Source organism: Asinibacterium sp. OR53 (genome assembly GCF_000515315.1).
Taxonomy (GTDB): Bacteria; Bacteroidota; Bacteroidia; order Chitinophagales; family Chitinophagaceae; genus Sediminibacterium.
In genome coordinates this window covers 1000954-1019597 of sequence record NZ_KI911562.1, presented here as the reverse complement: position 1 = coordinate 1019597, position 18644 = coordinate 1000954, and the positions used below count along the sequence as shown (strand labels likewise).

Annotated in this window: 18 protein-coding genes; 11 read left to right on the top strand and 7 right to left on the bottom strand. The window is 46.5% G+C overall.

Going from position 1 to position 18644, the window contains the following annotated elements; all coding sequences use genetic code 11:
- Positions 1-102: 102 nt before the first annotated feature.
- The 4 genes from SEDOR53_RS0104465 to mtgA are packed head-to-tail and all read left to right on the top strand — an operon-like array spanning position 103 to position 3706.
- Complete coding sequence (locus SEDOR53_RS0104465) at positions 103-1641, top strand: GH3 auxin-responsive promoter family protein (protein ID WP_026768641.1); 1539 nt, start codon at positions 103-105, stop codon at positions 1639-1641.
- Positions 1634-2278, top strand: coding sequence for a peptidylprolyl isomerase (locus tag SEDOR53_RS0104460; protein WP_051416492.1), 645 nt, complete (start codon positions 1634-1636; stop codon positions 2276-2278). Before SEDOR53_RS0104465 ends, SEDOR53_RS0104460 begins: the two co-directional genes overlap by 8 nt.
- A 44-nt stretch (positions 2279-2322) precedes the next feature.
- On the top strand, positions 2323-2979 hold the full coding sequence (locus SEDOR53_RS0104455) for a LysE family translocator (protein ID WP_026768639.1): 657 nt from the start codon (positions 2323-2325) through the stop codon (positions 2977-2979).
- Between the two features lie 4 nt (positions 2980-2983).
- Positions 2984-3706, top strand: coding sequence for a monofunctional biosynthetic peptidoglycan transglycosylase (mtgA, locus tag SEDOR53_RS0104450; RefSeq protein WP_026768638.1), 723 nt, complete (start codon positions 2984-2986; stop codon positions 3704-3706).
- Here mtgA and SEDOR53_RS0104445 read toward each other — a convergent pair.
- From SEDOR53_RS0104445 to SEDOR53_RS0104430, 4 genes are read right to left on the bottom strand one after another with little or no spacing between them, the layout of a single operon-like run.
- A complete protein-coding gene (locus SEDOR53_RS0104445) occupies positions 3703-4293 on the bottom strand; it encodes an AAA family ATPase (protein WP_026768637.1) in 591 nt (196 codons plus the stop codon). The two genes, mtgA and SEDOR53_RS0104445, sit on opposite strands and share 4 nt — an antisense overlap.
- Complete coding sequence (gene pnuC, locus SEDOR53_RS0104440; protein WP_037360541.1) at positions 4286-4918, bottom strand: nicotinamide riboside transporter PnuC; 633 nt, start codon at positions 4916-4918, stop codon at positions 4286-4288. Before pnuC ends, SEDOR53_RS0104445 begins: the two co-directional genes overlap by 8 nt.
- A 60-nt stretch (positions 4919-4978) precedes the next feature.
- Positions 4979-6478, bottom strand: a complete 1500-nt coding sequence (locus SEDOR53_RS0104435) for a hypothetical protein (protein ID WP_026768635.1) — start codon at positions 6476-6478, stop codon at positions 4979-4981.
- Positions 6453-8759 carry an ATP-dependent helicase gene (locus SEDOR53_RS0104430; protein ID WP_026768634.1) on the bottom strand — a complete coding sequence of 769 codons (2307 nt, stop codon included), beginning with the start codon at positions 8757-8759 and terminating at the stop codon, positions 6453-6455. Before SEDOR53_RS0104430 ends, SEDOR53_RS0104435 begins: the two co-directional genes overlap by 26 nt.
- 221 nt (positions 8760-8980) lie before the next feature.
- On the opposite strand from SEDOR53_RS0104430, the gene SEDOR53_RS0104420 reads away from it, so the two are divergent.
- Complete coding sequence (locus tag SEDOR53_RS0104420) at positions 8981-9706, top strand: response regulator transcription factor (protein WP_026768633.1); 726 nt, start codon at positions 8981-8983, stop codon at positions 9704-9706.
- Here SEDOR53_RS0104420 and SEDOR53_RS0104415 read toward each other — a convergent pair.
- Genes SEDOR53_RS0104415 through SEDOR53_RS0104405 form a run of 3 tightly spaced genes read right to left on the bottom strand, consistent with a single transcriptional unit; the run spans position 9652 to position 13179 of the window.
- Positions 9652-11829, bottom strand: a complete 2178-nt coding sequence (locus tag SEDOR53_RS0104415) for a penicillin acylase family protein (RefSeq protein ID WP_026768632.1) — start codon at positions 11827-11829, stop codon at positions 9652-9654. The two genes, SEDOR53_RS0104420 and SEDOR53_RS0104415, sit on opposite strands and share 55 nt — an antisense overlap.
- A gap of 39 nt (positions 11830-11868) precedes the next feature.
- On the bottom strand, positions 11869-12099 hold the full coding sequence (locus tag SEDOR53_RS0104410; protein ID WP_232214714.1) for a DUF3820 family protein: 231 nt from the start codon (positions 12097-12099) through the stop codon (positions 11869-11871).
- Between the two features lie 33 nt (positions 12100-12132).
- Entirely contained in the window at positions 12133-13179 is a 1047-nt protein-coding gene (locus tag SEDOR53_RS0104405) for a nucleoid-associated protein (RefSeq protein ID WP_037360538.1), read from the bottom strand.
- Between the two features lie 100 nt (positions 13180-13279).
- Between SEDOR53_RS0104405 and SEDOR53_RS18490 the strand changes: the two genes are divergently transcribed.
- The 6 genes from SEDOR53_RS18490 (at position 13280) to cysK (ending at position 18643) form a co-directional block, all read left to right on the top strand.
- Entirely contained in the window at positions 13280-13603 is a 324-nt protein-coding gene (locus SEDOR53_RS18490; protein WP_051416491.1) for a hypothetical protein, read from the top strand.
- Positions 13604-13968: 365 nt separating this feature from the next.
- Positions 13969-14682: a phosphoadenylyl-sulfate reductase gene (locus SEDOR53_RS0104395; RefSeq protein WP_026768629.1), complete on the top strand. Its 714-nt coding sequence runs from the start codon at positions 13969-13971 to the stop codon at positions 14680-14682.
- Positions 14683-14700: 18 nt separating this feature from the next.
- Positions 14701-15609 carry a sulfate adenylyltransferase subunit CysD gene (gene cysD, locus SEDOR53_RS0104390; RefSeq protein WP_026768628.1) on the top strand — a complete coding sequence of 303 codons (909 nt, stop codon included), beginning with the start codon at positions 14701-14703 and terminating at the stop codon, positions 15607-15609.
- Between the two features lie 10 nt (positions 15610-15619).
- Complete coding sequence (locus SEDOR53_RS0104385) at positions 15620-16861, top strand: sulfate adenylyltransferase subunit 1 (RefSeq protein WP_026768627.1); 1242 nt, start codon at positions 15620-15622, stop codon at positions 16859-16861.
- Positions 16862-16872: 11 nt separating this feature from the next.
- Entirely contained in the window at positions 16873-17706 is an 834-nt protein-coding gene (locus tag SEDOR53_RS0104380) for a serine O-acetyltransferase (protein ID WP_026768626.1), read from the top strand.
- Positions 17707-17731: 25 nt separating this feature from the next.
- On the top strand, positions 17732-18643 hold the full coding sequence (cysK, locus tag SEDOR53_RS0104375) for a cysteine synthase A (RefSeq protein WP_026768625.1): 912 nt from the start codon (positions 17732-17734) through the stop codon (positions 18641-18643).
- Position 18644 lies beyond the last annotated feature (1 nt).

Genomic DNA, 18644 nt, shown 5'->3' with positions numbered 1-18644 from the left:
TTTCAACATGGCGCAAAAGTACCCAATTCCTTATGTCAAATTCCCTATTTCAGCTCATTTGCGTTAATTTTGTATATTCAAATTGATAAACCTGCGCTAACGATGGCAATACTTGATATCAAGCTACCCAATTCTATTCTCAAGGCCCTCCGGTTGCCCCAGAACAATCCCCGTAGGCAGCAGATCAAAGTATTGAAAAAATTACTCCGGAAAGCCAGGTTCACCTCTTTTGGCCAGCAATACCGGTTCGATGAAGTATTGCTCAGCAAGCATCCTGGTAAAAAATTCCAGGAAATGGTCCCGGTTTTCACCTATAATAAGATATACACTGATTGGTGGCATACCACCCTCGAAGGGACGCCCGATATCTGCTGGCCCGGCAAAATCCGGTACTATGCTCTCAGCAGCGGCACCAGTGAGGCCGCCAGTAAATACATTCCCGTAACCAATGACCTCCTGAGGGGCAATAAGATCGTCATGATCAAGCAGTTGCTGAGCCTGCGGAATTATGAAGATATCCCGTACAGTTCTGTGAGCAAAGGCTGGCTTACCCTGGGTGGCAGTACCGATCTGCAGAAAGGATCGGGCTATTATGCCGGTGACCTGAGCGGCATCACCGCTAAAAATGCCCCCTTCTGGTTCCAGCCCTTTTATAAGCCCGGTAAAAAGATCGCCAAGGAGAAGGACTGGAACAAAAAGATCGAAGAGATCGTTGAAAAAGCTCCGCAGTGGGATATCGGTTTCCTCGTAGGTGTGCCGGCCTGGATACAGATGTGTGTTGAAATGATCATCGAACGCTATAAACTCAATAACATTCATGAAATGTGGCCCAACCTGGCTTTTTTCGTGCATGGGGGCGTTAGCTTCGAACCTTATAAGAAAGGGTTTGAAAAATTATTGGGTAAACCCATCACCTATATCGAAACTTATCTTGCCAGTGAAGGGTTCATCGCTTACCAGGACCGCCAGTATAGTGCCGGCATGCGATTGGTTACCGGCGAACATATTTTTATGGAGTTCGTGCCCTTTGATTCCAAAAATTTCAATGCCGATGGAGAAATAGTCAGCAATCCTGAAGCACTCATGATCCATGAAGTGGAGGAAGGCAAAGACTATGCACTGCTCATCAGCACAGCTGCCGGGGCCTGGCGATACCTCATCGGTGATACCATACGGTTTGTTGACAAAGAACGTTGCGAGATCGTGATCACCGGCCGCACCAAACATTTCCTCAGCCTCGTAGGCGAACACCTGAGTGTGGAGAATATGAACAAAGCCATACAGCTTGTCAGCGATGAAATGAATATCTGCATACCTGAATTTACCGTTGCCGGCATACCCCATGGCAACTTCTTTGCACACCAGTGGTATGTGGCCTGTAACGATCATGTGGATGGAAAGAAACTGGCTGCCAAAATCGATGAGAAGCTGAAGGCGCTGAACGATGATTACGCTGTTGAAAGAAACAGCGCTTTGAAAGAAGTCTTCGTAGAAGTGCTCAGCGAACAACAGTTCATGGACTTCATGCGCTGCAAAGGAAAAGTAGGCGGACAACACAAATTCCCCCGTGTATTAAAAGGCCGCATGTTGGAAGACTGGCAACGCTTTCTTAAAAGTGAACTAACCACTGTACATGCTTAAACCGGTTTTGCTGAAGGGTATATTCACCTGCTCGCTGCTGCTTTCCTGTTTGTGGCCGAAAGCGCAGGTGCCCGATCAGGCCCTACTTCATTTAAGAGCGCCCGATACTTTCAAAGCCCGGTTCACTACCACCAAAGGCGCATTCGTAATTGAAGTTTACCGCAATTGGTCGCCCTTGGGTGCCGACCGACTGTACCAACTCATCAGATCGAGTTTTTACAACAATTCCGTTCTGTTCAGGGTACAGCGTAATTACGTGATCCAGTTTGGGATAAACAACAATCCCCAAGTGAACCGGTTTTGGGATGCACACAAAATACCCGATGAACCCGCGAAATTCAACAATAAGAAAGCAGTGATCTCTTTTGCCCGCGATGGCGCTAATAACCGGGCCACGCAGCTCTTCATCAATATGGCCGACAACCACAAACTGGATACCATTTCTCGCAACGGGGTAAAAGGATATACACCCGTAGCCAGGGTTATAAAAGGAATGGAAGTGGTGGCATCTTTTTATGACGCTTATGGAAGAACCACGCTCGCACACCAGGATTCTGTTTATCTTCACGGCAATCAATACTTCTATCAACATTTCCCGGGATTGGATAAAATCATTGTTGCCACCATTCTCGAATGATTGTTGATGAAACTGATCTGTTGACCGGTAAATAATTATCAAGCATGATTGCTCCGCTTATCAAGGGTTTGATTTTAGGTGTGATATTGAGTATTTCGGTAGGGCCGGTGATCTTTGCCATCATCAAACAAAGCATCAACAACGGTCACAAAGCCGGGTATTTTTTTGTGGCAGGCGTATCGGCCAGTGATATTTTACTGGTATTGGTCTGCAATTTTTTTACTTCCCTCTTCACTACCGCACTCAACCACCGTACTTTCATTGCAGTGGCGGGAAGCGCTTTCCTGGTAGCAGTAGGCATTTACACGCTTTTCTTCAAAAAAGTACATACGGATGAAAGTAATAATATCGTTGATAAAAAATTCAGGAAACGCGATCTGCTGGCCATCTTTTTTTCCGGCTTTTTCATGAACATCCTGAACCCGGCGGTATTCATTTTCTGGTTTGCCTGGACAGCAGCCATCCTGGCCGATTCGCAAACGGCGGTCCATCCCATAGAATACAGGACCATTGTGTTCGGCACCTGCCTGGCATTCGTACTGTTTTCCGATCTGCTCAAAGTGATGCTGGCCGGTAAGTTGAGGCCCAAGCTCACTCCGGGCAATCTTCATCTCATCAATAAAATATCCGGACTGATCCTCATCGGTTTTGGCATTGCACTTTGCTGGGGTATATTGACCTATGGAAATAAAATAGGATAGGAAAATGGCAAAGAAAAAATCTTCCCGCTTGGGAAAAATAGGACGATGGATCAGGAGAGCGTTGCTCATTATGTTTCTCTCTTCACTGGTCTACATCATTCTCTGCAAATGGATCATGCCGCCCATTACAATTACACAGGCAGCAAATGCTTTCGGTTACGGCTTGAAACGCGATTATGTATCCTGGAACGATATCTCTTATAATATAAAGCTTGCGGCCATTGCCAGTGAAGACCAGACTTACCCCGATCATAGCGGGTTCGATTGGGATGCCATTGAAAAAAGTCTGCGCCCCAAAAAGAAAGGGAAAAAAACCAGGATTCCTTTGGGAGGCGGCGCCAGCACTATTACCCAGCAGGTAGCCAAGAATGTTTTTCTATGGCAGGGGGGTGGCATCGACCGCTTTATTCGCAAAGTGCCGGAACTTTATTTTACCAAAATGATCGAATGGATCTGGGGTAAGCAACGCATATTGGAAGTATACCTGAATGTGATTGAAATGGGACCGGGCATTTTTGGAGTGGAAGCCGCATCCCGAGCCTATTTTGGAAAGGGTGCCCGTAATCTTTCCCGCGCAGAAGCGGCCATGATCATCGCCTGTCTGCCCAACCCCAAAAGGTTCAGCGTACAACCGATGAGCCGTCGCGTGGCATGGCGTTATCCGCAGATCGTTCAGCAAATGCACAATATTGAAGATGATCCCGACATACAGGCCATCATCCGTTAATGGACCCATCGTTCAACAGCATCAATAGCTGTTTGTACACGCAGATCATAATCGCCGCTAATCTCAATCCAGGGAACTCGTTGGTTAATGAGCAGGTCTTTGTAAATGCGATAGAGTTCCTGCCGCGGTTGTTCATCCGGATATTCCCGCAATTCATCTTTTACCCAGGGCAGATCCACGTTGCACAAAAGATACAGATCGTATTTGCGCCAAACGATCTCGTCCAGAATGAACTGGTGGCATTTTCCGAAAACATATTCGCACCATACTTTCATCACATACATATCCGTATCTATAAACAGAGAGGGCGCATGAGGCGAAGCAGTCAACGAATTGCGCTTGACCCAATGCTTGTCTGCCGTTGATGACCACTGTTGCTTTACCAGTGAAAAATATTCGTCTTCCAGCGCAAGCTGTCCTTTTGCAATGGTCAGCAGGTCATCGAATTGATATTCCTTACCATGTGTTAACAGGTATTCCCTCGCAAATTCAGGGCACCATTCGGTATTGTAATGCTGTGCCAGCAACTCGCACAAAGTGCTTTTGCCGGTTGACTCCGGCCCAATGACAACAACTTTTTTAATCATGATTTGTAACGACGAGCGCTTTTCTTCTCCATTCAATGAGTCCTGCTATTGCCAACACCAGCAATACCAGGAACTGCACGCTGGTGAAAACGTACCCTTTGATGAAATATAACGGAATGGAAGCGATATTTGTTGCGATCCACCAGATCCAGCTTTCTACTTTTTTCTTGGCCATCAGCCACATACCGGTATAAGCCGTAGCGCTGGCGAAAGCATCGGCCCAGGGAATGGCTTCGGGAGCAAACGCTTTTTTGAGCCAGGTGAGTGCGCCGAAGATCGCCACATAAAAAACCACGAAGAACAACAGTTGTTCTATCCAGTTGCGTGCACTGCTGTAAGTAATGTGCAATAAAGTTTCTTTGTTCTGCTGGTCTTTCCTAGCCCAGAGCATCCACCCGTAAATACTCATCACCGTATAGTAAAAATTCACGCTGGCTTCACCCAGTAAGTGGCCTTTTACACTCAGGTAAACATAAATGGTAGTGTTGATGAGCCCTACCGGGTACACGAGTATGTTTTCTTTACGGCTGAACCATACGCTGGCAATACCTGCGAATACGGCTATGAATTCAAGCGCGCCTGTTTGTTGCAATCCGTCGATAAATTGGTTGAAAACATTCGTCATCTGGCGAAACTGGTATTGAATGAACAAATGAAATTACAGATTCGTATTTAATCACGCCCGTCAATTGCTGAAATAATAGATGGCGCCATCGGCGAAGTTTTTTTGCCAAAGCAGTTTTTTATGGCGCTGTATAAAATCGATAGAGACCAGGTCGGGGTTGTCTCCATCGGTAAACATTACCACACAAAACGATGGATGGTCAATACATTCTTTGACCTCTTTCTGTATGTCCTTATGCGGTAATACGTTGGCCCGCATGCCGGTAAGAAAATATATGGCATCATTGGCATTCGCATACACAAGCGAACCCAACTCCTTTTTGTGCTTGCGTATATAATCGATGGTTTCCGACTGCGTCCAGCTATCTTCGGTATAACCGGGAATGCCGGCGTCTTTTATGTCTTCCCATGCATTGGCATTCTGCCGGTACTGGTACCATTGGAAGGAGGCATACAAAAAGAACATCAAGGCACAGAGCGTAATCTTTTTCATGCCGAATGTGCTTTGCACTGCCGGGATAAACCAGCCGGTAAGCAACAGTAACATCGGAATATATAATGGCAACAACAGGCGACTGTTCAGCTCTTCAAAACGCGAAACTGTAGCAATCGTTACCATGAATAAAGCATACACCAGGAAAAAAAGCGACAGCACCATTTCGTAAGACCGAAAAAACTGCTGCTGTAGTATCCGGTATACTACCACCCCCAATGCCAGTAATACTACAATCATGAACAGCACGGCCATCGCTTTTTCATAGCCCTTCATGAATGGCAACCAACTACCAAATGTGTTCCCGATGTCGAGCAAATTATCCCATAAACCCCTTTCTGCTCTTTCTCTGACACCGGTAAAACTTTTCGACACGAAATGGTTCCTGATCAGGTTTGCTGCCAGCAAGGATGCACCGGTAAGGTTAAAGACCAGCAGGTGTTGTATCTTTTTTTTTCTGCCAAGCGTTTCATCGGCCAGCATCAGTATACTTCCCACTGCCAATAATACCACCCCGGCATAACGCGTAACCAGTGTAATGGCGGTTATCAGTGATAAGAGCAGTAAAGAGCGCCAGGTTTTTTGTTGCAGGTACCACTGCGCCTGGATGATAAAAACCAAAATGAGTAAAACAAAGACTGTTTCGGACCACAACATGGAATAGGTTTGCAACATACAGCGGCTCAATACCAGTGCCAGCAGGAACAAGCTTCTATACCAGGTGGCGGTTTTTTCCAGTCCGTTGATGATGGTTGCCGTTGCGAATAAAACCCCACCGAACAACAAACTGTTCAATACCGGGGCAAATGCCATCACCGATAACCCTGTAATAAATTGTACAGCGGCCAGCAGGCAGGGATATCCTGCCGGAAAAAGCACCAGCAGCAAGCCTGTAAAATCTGCCATGCGGCCATGCTGGCGAATGTTTTCCGCCGTGGTGATATATTCGACAGAATCGGGAGAGATGCCTATGCCGCTGTGCTTCGTCAGCAGGTAAAGGGCAAAGGCCGACAGAACCGTTGCCAGCAATGCATCCCAGTATTTACTCCACAATCCTGAGTTTTGCATAATTGAGCATGATCTTTTTTTCTCCATTCAGCTGAAACTGAATAGTGGCAATGGGATTATGATTAGAACCTTCTATTGCAACGACCTTGCCGAACCCGAATTTCTGGTGCTCTACTTCTTGCCCCGCTTGCAATGCCGAAACATCGCTTGCCACAAAATCTATCGAAGGTTTGTGTTCCACTACTTTATTCGGTGGCGCAGGCGGCAGGTATTCGGGCTTACTTGGTTGTCTGCTCGCCGGAGCTTTCCTGGCAGGCGCGGCGCCAAATCCGCCAAACCGCTGATCAAATCCGGTACTGTTCCGCGCACCACCACCGGCATAGCTTTTATCGATATACTGCTCGGGCATTTCATCAATGAACCGGCTCGGCTCATTTTGTACCAACTGTCCAAAACGGTAGCGCGAATTGGCATACGTTAGCCACAACCGTTGCTTGGCACGGGTTACCGCCACATAAAAAAGCCGGCGTTCTTCTTCGAGTTCTTCCCGGGTATTGATGGCCATGCCACTGGGGAAAAGACTTTCTTCCACACCGGCCACAAATACGCATCCGAATTCAAGTCCCTTTGCAGCATGTATAGTCATCAGTTTTACCACATCGCTATTTTCTTTATCGTCATCGGCATCGGTGAGTAAAGTGATTTGCTGGAGGTAAGCACCCAGCGATTTATTGCCTACTTCTCCATCTTCATTAGCCGGACTTTCGATCCATTCCTTGATAGAGTTCAGCAATTCCTGGATGTTCTCATAACGGGCCAATCCTTCTGTGGTCTTGTCGTTGAAGAGTTCTTTTACAATATTGGTATGCTTGCCTACCTGCACCGCTACATCGTAAGCGTTCTTTTCAGCTAAGAGGCTCTGAAAATAACGGATCATGGTAACGAAATTCTGCAACGCTTCCAATGTGCCTGCTTTAAAACCAAATTCTGCAGCGCGGGTAAGCACATCGAACATGGGAATATTCTGTTCATTGGCAATGATCACGCATTTTTCAATCGTGGTTTTACCAATGCCCCTTACCGGGTAATTGATGATGCGTTTGAGCGCTTCTTCATCTTTTGTATTGATGATCACACGCAGGTAAGCCAGGAAATCTTTGATCTCTTTGCGCTGGTAGAAACTCAGTCCTCCATAGATGCGATAGGGTATACCCATCCGCCGCAGGCTTTCTTCAAAAGAACGGCTTTGTGCGTTGGTGCGATAGAGGATGGCAAAATCCCGGTTGAGGTAATGATTGCGCAGCTTTTGTTCCTGAATAGTATCTGCCACAAACCGTCCTTCGTCGTTATCGGTCATGGTACGCACCAGTCTGATCTTGTCGCCTTCGGCATTATCTGTCCACAGGTTTTTGGGAATCTGCCCTTTGTTATTCCTGATCACTTCATTGGCAACATGGATGATGTTCTTGCTGCTGCGGTAATTCTGTTCCAACTTCACCACTTTCACATCATCATAATCTTTCTGAAACTGGAGAATGTTCTCAATAGTAGCGCCGCGGAAACTGTAAATACTTTGTGCATCATCGCCCACCACGCAAATGTTCTCGTGCACGGCGGCCAGTAATTTGGCTATCTGGTACTGGACAGGGTTGGTATCCTGGTACTCATCGATCATGATGTATTTAAACTTGTGCTGGTATTTATGCAGTGCGTCCGGAAAATGTTTAAGCACTTCATACATTTTCAACAGCAGGTCATCGAAATCCATGGCGCCGTTCTTGAAACAGCGGCTGGCGTAAGCAGCATAGATCTGCGCAATGGCGGGCCGGTTGGCGCGCATGTCTTCCTGTTGTATAAAATGATCGAGTGCATATTCAGCCGGAGTCATCAACGCATTCTTGGCAGCTGAAATGCGGCTGCCTACAATATTGGGCTTATAATGTTTATCGTCAAGGTTCAGTTCATTGACCACTGTTTTAATCACCGACCGGCTATCGTCGGTATCGTAAATGGTGAAATTGGCCGGATAGCCGAGGCGATGCGCTTCGGCCCGCAGCAAACGGGCAAAAACGCTGTGGAAAGTGCCTATATAAAGATTACGTGCTTCTGTATTACCCAGTATTTTTTCAACCCTTTCTTTCATTTCGGCTGCTGCCTTGTTGGTAAAGGTCAGTGCCAGTATGTTAAACGAATCAATACCATGGGCCATGAGATGCGCGATACGGGTAGTCAGCACTTTTGTTTTTCCACTCCCTGCTCCGGCCACAATCATCAGCGGCCCGTTGATATGCGTTACCGCTTCCAACTGGGGCTCATTCAGTCCTTTCAGATAATCTTGCATGGGTGCAAGTTAATCAGATGATCGCAGTGTAAAAAACCATTCGGTTAAGCGATGGTTTACACCATCAAATACCTGTAAAAACAATTTATTTTGGAAAAATAACAGGCCGGCCACATAAAATTGCGTAGAACTACTTAACATACGTACTTGCTTTTATAGCAATTTCCCACTTCTTTATTAACCCTTCCATATATGCATATGGATACCACAAAAATCAAATCATGGAAAACACTAAAATCAAAGTGATAATCTGTGACCAACACCTCATTTTCAGATCGGGACTTAAAAACATCCTCTCCGATATTGAAAACGTGCAAATTGTTGGTGAAGCTACCAGTGTGGAACAGTTGATCACGACCGCCCTTTTATCTGCCCCCGATCTGATCCTATTGGATATTGGCATGCCGGGTATCAACAGTGAAATGTTGATGAAACAACTGGAAAAACTCATTCCCGATTGTAAAGTAGTGGGCCTGGCTGTTAACGGACACGAAAACAGTTTATGGGAAATGATCACGGCTGGTGCAGCCGGTTATATACTCAAAAGCGCCAGCCAGGAAGAGATCGAAGAAGTGGTGGGTACTGTACAGGAACCCTACCCGTCTCATTACAGACCGGCATCTGATAAAAAGGCATTGGTTGCTGCCATGCAGCGCAGCAACCGCAAAGCCTATGATGTTTTTTTTACCGACAGGGAAAAAGAAATCATCAACCTCATTTGTAAAGAATATACAAGCAAGCAGATAGCACAAACGCTTTTCTTGAGTAAAAGAACTGTGGAAGGTCACCGCACCCGTATCATGTGCAAGATGGGGGTAAAGAGCATCGCCGGCATGATCTCTTATGCTTATCGAAGAGGGCTTTGCAGGCTTATGTTAACAAGCGTTGTTATTTACTGGCCGGGATGGTATTCCTGTTCCTTGTGCTGCGATATATCTTCCTTATAGAAAAAAACATCTTTGAACCGGCCGGTCAGGAACATTGCTGCCTGATCGGTAAAATGTGGGTAGCCGGCCTGCGAACTTTGGCCTCCGGTGATAATGGTTTTCGCGCGTAGCTTCTTGCCGAACTCAACTGCGGCAATGAAACTATTGCCCGATACCCCGTATCGCTTTTTTGTATTGGCAGCACTGCGGCTTTCGAAAGCAGGCAAGGTGCCCCAGCGCGAGGAAGCCAGTGAAGAAGGCAGGCTCGGCTGCTTATCATCGAACTGATTACCGGCGAGCCGTTGGTATCGGTTGATATTACCCCAGGGCTGCCGCCAGTCGCCAAATGTTTGTTCCAGGTTCTTCAATGTTTGGATCAATACTTCCAGTTTTTGCTGTGCCGTTGTATGGTTCACCATTTCCTGGAATCGACCCAGGGCATTACTGGCTTCTTCCTGCGTTCTGGCTTTGGGTAGCAAGAGGCCAACTCCTGTTGCCCAGTCAACCGCCAGTGTAGTAGCCACCGAATGTTCATCGGCGGTTTTATTCCAGGCTTTCAGCAATTCTATAGGTTCTTTCAATTGTTGTTTGATGTTTTGATCCGTTGATGCGTCATAAGCCTGGAACAATGCAGGCAATAAAATATCAAAGGCCGACATATAGCGGTTGTACCCGATTTTTATCAGGTCGTCGAGCGTTAGCTGGCCGGCATCCTTTAACAGGCGCATGGCATTGAGCGCCCGGGCATTCTGGCCATCGGGGGCCATGTAAGCGGGATATTTGGTTTTATCCGGACTGCTCTCGCCGGCTGCAGTGAAAGGAGTGGAGTTGCAATTCTGTATCCATCCACTGGCAGGATTGTAGAGATGAACGATCTCGTCGAGCGGGTGTGTGCCCTTCCATTCATTCGAAGATTTCGTGCCATCTACCGGTAAGGTCCAGTCAAGTTTGGGATCTCTTACCGGAACAAAATCGCCATGCCAGTAAGCAATATTTCCCTTGTCATCGGCATACACCGTATTATTGGTTGTATTGGATAACAACATCATGGCCTTTTTGAACTGTTCAAAACCATTGGCCTTGGTACTCACCCATGACTGGATGAGGGCATTCAGCGAACGGTTATTTTCTTTAAGGCTCAGCCATTTCCCGTTACGGCTTCCTATCACAGGTCCGTGATGGGTGTAAAAAGCTTCTACAGGAACCGCTACCATTGCTGTTTCTTTTTTATAATGAAGCAAGATCTTCTTTGTTCTTACCGGTTTTTGTTTTTCTTCATACGCATATACCCATTGGTTATTCTGCCGGGTTACTTTTTCTTCATACAGATCGGCAACATCTGCATAGCTGGTGGTATGCATCCATCCGCAATGCTCATTGAATCCCTGGTACACGAACATTTGTCCCCATGTAACCGCCCCATAAGCATTCAACCCCTCTTCACTTATCATATGTACTTCAGTTCTGAAATAGAAAGGAACATGCGGATTGATATACAACAACGCGTTCTTGGTGGCACTACGCGAAGGGGCGATGGCAAAACCATTGGATCCGCGAAGCTCTGTTTCATCGTAGGAGTGGTTCCATCCCGTGGCCTTAGCTGCCTCTTTGTTGATATAAAAACTTCCGATCTCATCCAGCCCTATGCCGCCTGTTCTGGTAGCCGATACGCTGCCATCGGTGAACATGAGGTGAAACCAGGGTTCGAAGCGTTTCAAAACCAATGGATGTACTTCCGGATGTTTGTACAGATAATAATTAATGCCGTCGGCAAAAGCATTGAGCAGTTTTTTAAACCATTCGGGACTGCGTTCATAATCCCTGATAGCATCGGCACTGTCTTCTATCAGGCGCATCTGCAGGTCATAGTTGAGCTTATTTTCTCCATCTGCTTCGGCCTGACGGCCCAATACTTCCAGGTAATTGCGTTCCACCTTTCCAAAATCCTCTTCGCACTGGGCATACAATAAACCGAATACGGCATCGGCATCTGTTTTTCCATAAATATGAGGGATGCCCCAGGTATCCCGGATGATGGTTACTTTATGCGCCTGGGCTTCCCACCGGTTTATCTCTTTTGCGGAGAAATTTTGTGCAATACCGGCAACAGGAGCTAATAACAAAAAAAGCAGCAATTGTTTCATATAAAACAAGCGTTGGTTATTGGTAAGACAATGCAGTAACTAGCGCAGGGGTTTCAGCAGGTATTCCAATCCGTTGAGTTTGATCACATACAGTGTTTGCAATAGCTCTCCCAACTTTCCCTTGGGAAATCCCTTTTGCTGGAACCATTCAAGGTAGCTGATCGGCAAATCGCAAAGCAGCCTGTCCTTGTATTTGCCAAAGGGCATTTTCATCCGCACCAGTTCAAGCAGGACATCGGGATTAGGCTGTAACGGATCGGTGCTCATCATAACTGTAAAGTACGGCTAAAAAATGCATTTGTATCACGACTCTTCGTCGAAATACAATTTATAGAACCGCTTCCCTACCATTTCATCATAGCCCTGTTCTATTAAATCTTTTCTGCCATGTATATAAATATGAAAATTCTTATCCAGCTTCAGTACACTCTTGAAAAAACGTTGTTGTTTTTTTACGGCAGACAGGTGGATGGGAAATTCCTCTTCTATTGCTACCTGCCTGGCAGATTCATAAACGTTTTTGTATTGGTGAAAGCTTTCGATCACTTCATCGTGGTGCAATACTTCCCGGGCAAATTCATCCATCCTGAATTCGTCCTTTGTTTTGAAGTAATCCATGCTCCGGTTGAGCATATCTATCTGATCGCTTTTCGACACTTCGAACTTTTCGGCCATTTCATTATGGATGAAAAGCTTACACATACCCAATGCGGTATCGGTATGATGATAACTGTTGGTATTGCGGGTTACCTGCAGGAAATCGTTTACCCAATAGCGGGCTTCGTTCTGTTTATTGGTATTGTCTACTACGCATACAATATACCCTTCTTCCCGGTTCTGACGAAATACAAGACAACCTTTATCTAGTTTATTGATGCTGATGCCGTCCTCTGCCGCCACTTCGAAGCTTTTGCCATGCGGGAATACTTTCAGGAAAGGTTCTTTGGTTTCGCTTTTGAAAATCCCAACAGCTTCCACATACTCCGTTCCGAATGGCACTTGTGAGAACCTTGTTACATACAATTCACCCTGCTTCACATTGGCATGGGTGCTTTTGGTATACAGAAAATGAGCCATCAGGGCGCTTTGTTCCATGAAGCTGGCGGGCTTGTCAAAGAGTGCCGACACATAATGATACATCTCGTTCAGTTCCAGGTTGCTGATATGGGTGAAGCGGTATTGTTCTTCTTCGTTGAACGGATGCAGGAAATACCTGGTAAGCAGGCCCCTTACAATGGGATCGTTCAGTGAAAGCGGGTTGGCAGAAAGTTTCAGTTCCTCCCCCCTTGTAGGATTGCCCAATTGGTGCACCACGGCCTGTTCCAGTACTACGCTGTCGATTGCTGTCATAATAAGGCGAAGATAATACCTCAAAAAGCAAATAAGATTTGCCGGGAATAATGCAATTTTGTAGTAGTTCCTCATTTACCCTTAAGAAATTCATCGCCGCATGTATCAACAGTTTTGGAGTAAATACATACCGGTTATCAAGATATTGCTCAAGCGTACAGCTGTAGGAGACCAGATACTTGATCTTAACCGTGTTGATTTCGAACATGCAGGAATGACCCGCAAGGCCGGATACAGGTTCGATATAGAACTGGTGAACGGAAGGGTTTCCAATCATATAGGCGGCATGCCGCTGGCTGCAGAGCTCGCCGCAATTTTACTGGAAGACCCTGCTGTACAGATACTATTGACTGAGCATGATTTTGTTATCTCTCTGAACACCCGCTACCAACTCAACATCAAACGGACCCGTGCTACAACTTGAAGTAACAATTTATGACATCAAGTTACGAATGCCGCAGAAACGACCACTTGTTAGCTTTTACTGTCTCGCAAACGTTTGCCTGGTATGGCTTCCAAGGCATCGTAAAAATTTTTCAAAAAAGTCTACCAAAATTGTGGGGAATTTAAATTTGCCCTTATCTTTGTCCTGTCATTATCATTAACTCGATTAAAAATGAAACAGGCAATCACCACTTTCGTTCAGGCAATCATGAACCTCCTCACTCCTGCCAAAGGGTTCATGTGCTGCTGTTGTTGCCCTGTACAACCCACCAGGTGTTGTAATGACTGATATCTCCCCTTACTTATTTACCCAGGTTTTCAGTTTCACCAATACCCGATTCTTGTATGTCACATTCAACAAGTGATGCATTGGCTTCCCTGCAACATAGTATCAATGGCAAAAGCATAGCAGACGCTGTGGAAACGCTCATTGCCGCCTACCCGGGCGCTGTGACTTTTTCCACCAGCTTCAGCAATGAAGACCAGGTTATCACAGATCATATTGCGAAGAACCACCTGCCCGTTTCATTTTTCACACTCGATACGGGCCGTCTTTTTCCTGAAACATACAGTACCTGGAGCAGGACGCTGGAGCATTATTCCATCAGCATCAAAGCCTATTATCCCAATGCGGGTGAACTGGAGACTTTCATTGAATCGAATGGCCCCAACGCTTTCTACGACTCTGTAGAGCTCCGTTCCCGCTGCTGCTTTATTCGCAAAGTGGCCCCCCTGAAAAGAGCCTTACAAGGTAATGCCGTATGGATCACCGGTCTGCGTGCAGAACATTCGCCCAATAGGCAAGACTTGCAATCGCTGGAATGGGATGAAGGCAACGGAATCATCAAATTTCACCCGCTGTTACATTGGAGCACCGAAGAGGTCAGCAACTATGTACAGCAAGCGGCCATCCCATACAATCCTTTACACGATAAAGGTTTCGTGAGCATCGGCTGTGCGCCCTGTACCAGGGCCATCCGCCCCGGCGAAGATTTCAGGGCCGGCAGGTGGTGGTGGGAAGACAGCAGTAAAAAAGAGTGCGGATTACATACACATTAAAGAACAGAATTCAACATCATGAGTCAGTATAAAACAGATTATTTAGATCAACTGGAGTCGGAAGCCATCCACATCATGCGTGAAGTGGCCGGCCAGTTCGAAAAACCAGCCCTCCTTTTCAGCGGCGGTAAAGATTCCATTACCCTGGTGCACCTGGCATTGAAAGCTTTTCGTCCCGGTAAACTTCCTTTCCCACTGGTGCACATCGATACCGGCCATAATTTCCAGGAAGCCCTGGATTTTCGCGATGAACTGGCAGAGCAACTGGGAGAAAGACTCATCGTACGTAAAGTGGAAGACACCATCAAGACCCGTCACCTTACAGAACCCAAAGGAAAATTCGCCAGTCGTAATGCGCTGCAAACCTATACGCTGTTAGATACCATTGAAGAATTCAAGTTCGATGCCTGTATCGGAGGCGCTCGTCGCGATGAAGAGAAAGCCAGGGCCAAGGAAAGGATCTTTTCGGTGAGGGATGAATTCGGCCAGTGGGATCCCAAACGCCAGCGCCCTGAATTGTGGAATACTTACAATGGCAGGATCAGCAAAGGAGAGAACGTAAGGGTGTTCCCCATCAGTAACTGGACCGAACTCGATATCTGGAACTATATCCGGCGCGAGAAAATCGATCTGCCATCTATCTATTTCTCACATGACCGCAAAGTGCTGGAGCACGAAGGACAACTCGTTGCAATATCTGATTTTATTGAAGTAGAGCCCCATGATAAAGTATCGGTGAAGCGGGTGCGCTACCGCACGGTAGGCGACATGACCTGTACCGCCGCCGTTGAATCAAATGCTTCCTCTATTGATGATATCATCCGTGAAATCGTTGCCACCAAAACCAGTGAGCGCGGCGAAACAAGGATAGACGACAGGGTGAGTGAAGCGGCAATGGAGGACAGGAAAAAAAATGGTTACTTCTAAAAACAAACACATGGACTTATTAAGATTTATAACTGCAGGCAGCGTAGACGACGGTAAAAGCACATTGATCGGCCGGTTATTATATGATAGCAAATCGATCATGATCGACCAGCTCGAAGCCATTGAAAAGCAAAGCAGGAACAAAGCCGATGGAGAGATAGACCTGGCTTTGCTGACCGATGGCCTGCGCGCTGAAAGAGAGCAGGGTATTACCATTGATGTGGCGTATAAATATTTCGCCACACCCAAACGCAAGTTCATCATCGCCGATGCACCCGGTCATATCCAGTACACCCGCAACATGGTAACGGGCGCTTCCAATGCCGACCTGGCCATCATTCTCATCGATGCCCGCAATGGTGTAGTAGAGCAAACCCGCCGCCATTCCATCATCGCTTCGTTACTCAACATACCCCATGTGGTAGTAGCAGTGAATAAAATGGACCTGGTGAACAATTCCCAGGATGTGTACAATAACATCGTGATCGATTACGCAGAAGTAGCGAAAACATTGGGCCTGAACGATGTTACGTATATTCCCATCAGCGCCATCAACGGCGCCAATATTGTAGAGAAAAGTGAAGACTTCCCCTGGTATGAAGGATCATCGCTTTTACATATTCTTGAAAATATACAGGTAGAGAACGACATCAATCATACCGATGCACGATTCCCCGTACAATTCGTGATCCGCCCTCAAACAGATGCACTGCACGATTACCGTGGCTATGCCGGAAAGATCAGCAGCGGTGTTTACGCCAAGGGCGACAAAGTGACCGTTTTACCTTCCGGTATCAGTTCTGCTATCAAAGCCATTGAAGTAGGCGGCAAAGAAGTGAAAGAAGCTTATGCCCCACAAAGCGTTGTGCTGCACCTGGAAGACGACATCGATATCAGCCGCGGTGATATCATCGTTAAAACAGATAACCAGCCTGCTGTTGGCAACGAGATAGAAGTATTGTTGTGTTGGATGGACCACAAACCCCTCATCCCCGGAAATAAATACCTCCTGCAATTGAACAGTAAAACGGTTCGAAGCGTGGTGAAAGAGATCACCTATAAGCTAGATGTGAACTCATTGCAGCAGGAAGCGTTCCCCGAAAAAGTAGGATTGAACGATGTGGTGAAGGCTACCATCAAAACCGCTTCGCCCATTGCTTATGACAGCTATAAAAAATTAAGAACGAACGGAGGAGCGATATTGATAGACGAGACCAGTCATGTTACCGTTGGTGCATGCATGATCCAATAAAATAACCCATCATGACCAAACAGGATTTCGTACAGCATTTATTTCACAAGAACAGGAAGCGCTTCAGCCGGTTTCCCGATAAGGAATTGGCCGAACGTTTTACTGATGATCTGTTCAACCTGCTTTTTGGTTCTTATGAAGGCCGGTACGATTCTGCCGAAAAACTGACGCAGGAATACCAGGAATTGCAGAATACTTTTTCAGCCATCCTGTTTGAATTGATCAGGGATGAGCAACTGGTGAAGCAACACACCGAGCATTTCTTCTACGAACTGCCGGAATTGTACGAAGCATTGTTACTGGATGCAGAAACAGTGCTGAAGTTCGATCCCGCGGCCCAGTCCATCGAAGAAGTACTGGTGGCTTACCCGGGTTTTTATGCCACGGCTATTTATCGCATCGCACACCAACTGCACCTGCAGGGCATTAAAACCCTGCCGCGCATTCTCTCTGAATACGCACACAGCAAAACAGGCATCGATATACATCCGGGCGCAGAAATAGGATCTTCTTTTGCCATCGATCATGGCACCGGCATAGTAATCGGAGAGACCACCGTTATCGGTAACCATGTGAAGATCTACCAGGGTGTAACATTGGGCGCTTTGAATGTGGCAAAAGAACTGGCCAACAAAAAAAGACATCCTTCCATTGAAGACCATGTGATCATTTATTCCGGAGCAACCATATTGGGTGGCGAAACCGTTGTTGGCAGCGGTAGTATCATCGGCGGTAATATCTGGCTCACCCACAGTGTGCCCGCGAATTCCGTAGTGTATCATAAAAGCGAGATACACATCAAAGGCAAAGACCCTTTTCCCGAACCTTTAAATTTTGTGATTTAACTCAAAACACTGTAAAAATAAAAGCATGAAAGCAGCTAACATTTTAGAAACGATCGGCAATACTCCTCATGTGAGGATCAATAAATTATTTGGCAATGAACACGAAGTATGGGTGAAGCTGGAAAGAAGCAATCCCGGCGCCAGCATCAAAGACAGGATTGCCCTGGCGATGATCGAAGATGCGGAAGCCAAGGGCTTGCTCAAGAAAGACAGTGTGATCATTGAACCTACGAGCGGTAATACCGGCATCGGCCTGGCGCTGGTAGCAACTGTGAAAGGATACAAGATTATCCTGGTAATGCCTGAAAGTATGAGCATCGAGCGCAGAAGACTGATGGCGCTCTACGGTGCAGAGTTTGTACTAACGCCCCGCGAAAAAGGTATGAAGGGCGCTGTAGATAAAGCCAATGAGCTGGCAGCGGAAACTCCTAACTCCTGGGTACCGCAGCAATTCGATAACCCTGCCAATACAGAGGTTCATCGCCAAACGACTGCGAAAGAAATTCTCGCAGATTTTCCCGACGGACTGGACTATATCATCACCGGTGTTGGAACCGGCGGTCACATCACCGGTGTAGCGGAAGTGTTGAAAAAACAATTCCCTCAACTGAAAGTGTTCGCAGTAGAACCGGAATTGTCGCCCGTATTAAGTGGCGGCGCTCCTGGTCCGCACCCCTTGCAAGGCCTGGGTGCCAACTTCATTCCTTCTATCCTGAACAGGGAAATACTCGATGGTATCATCACCATAGGTAAGGATGAAGCATTCAGCTATGCACAGCGTGCTGCGAAAGAAGAAGGATTGTTCATCGGTGTCTCATCAGGCGCTGCACTTGCCGGCGTTGCAAAGAAACTATCCGAGATACCCAAAGGATCAAAAATATTAACCTTCAACTACGATACCGGCGAAAGATATCTTTCTGTTGAAGGATTGTTCTAAA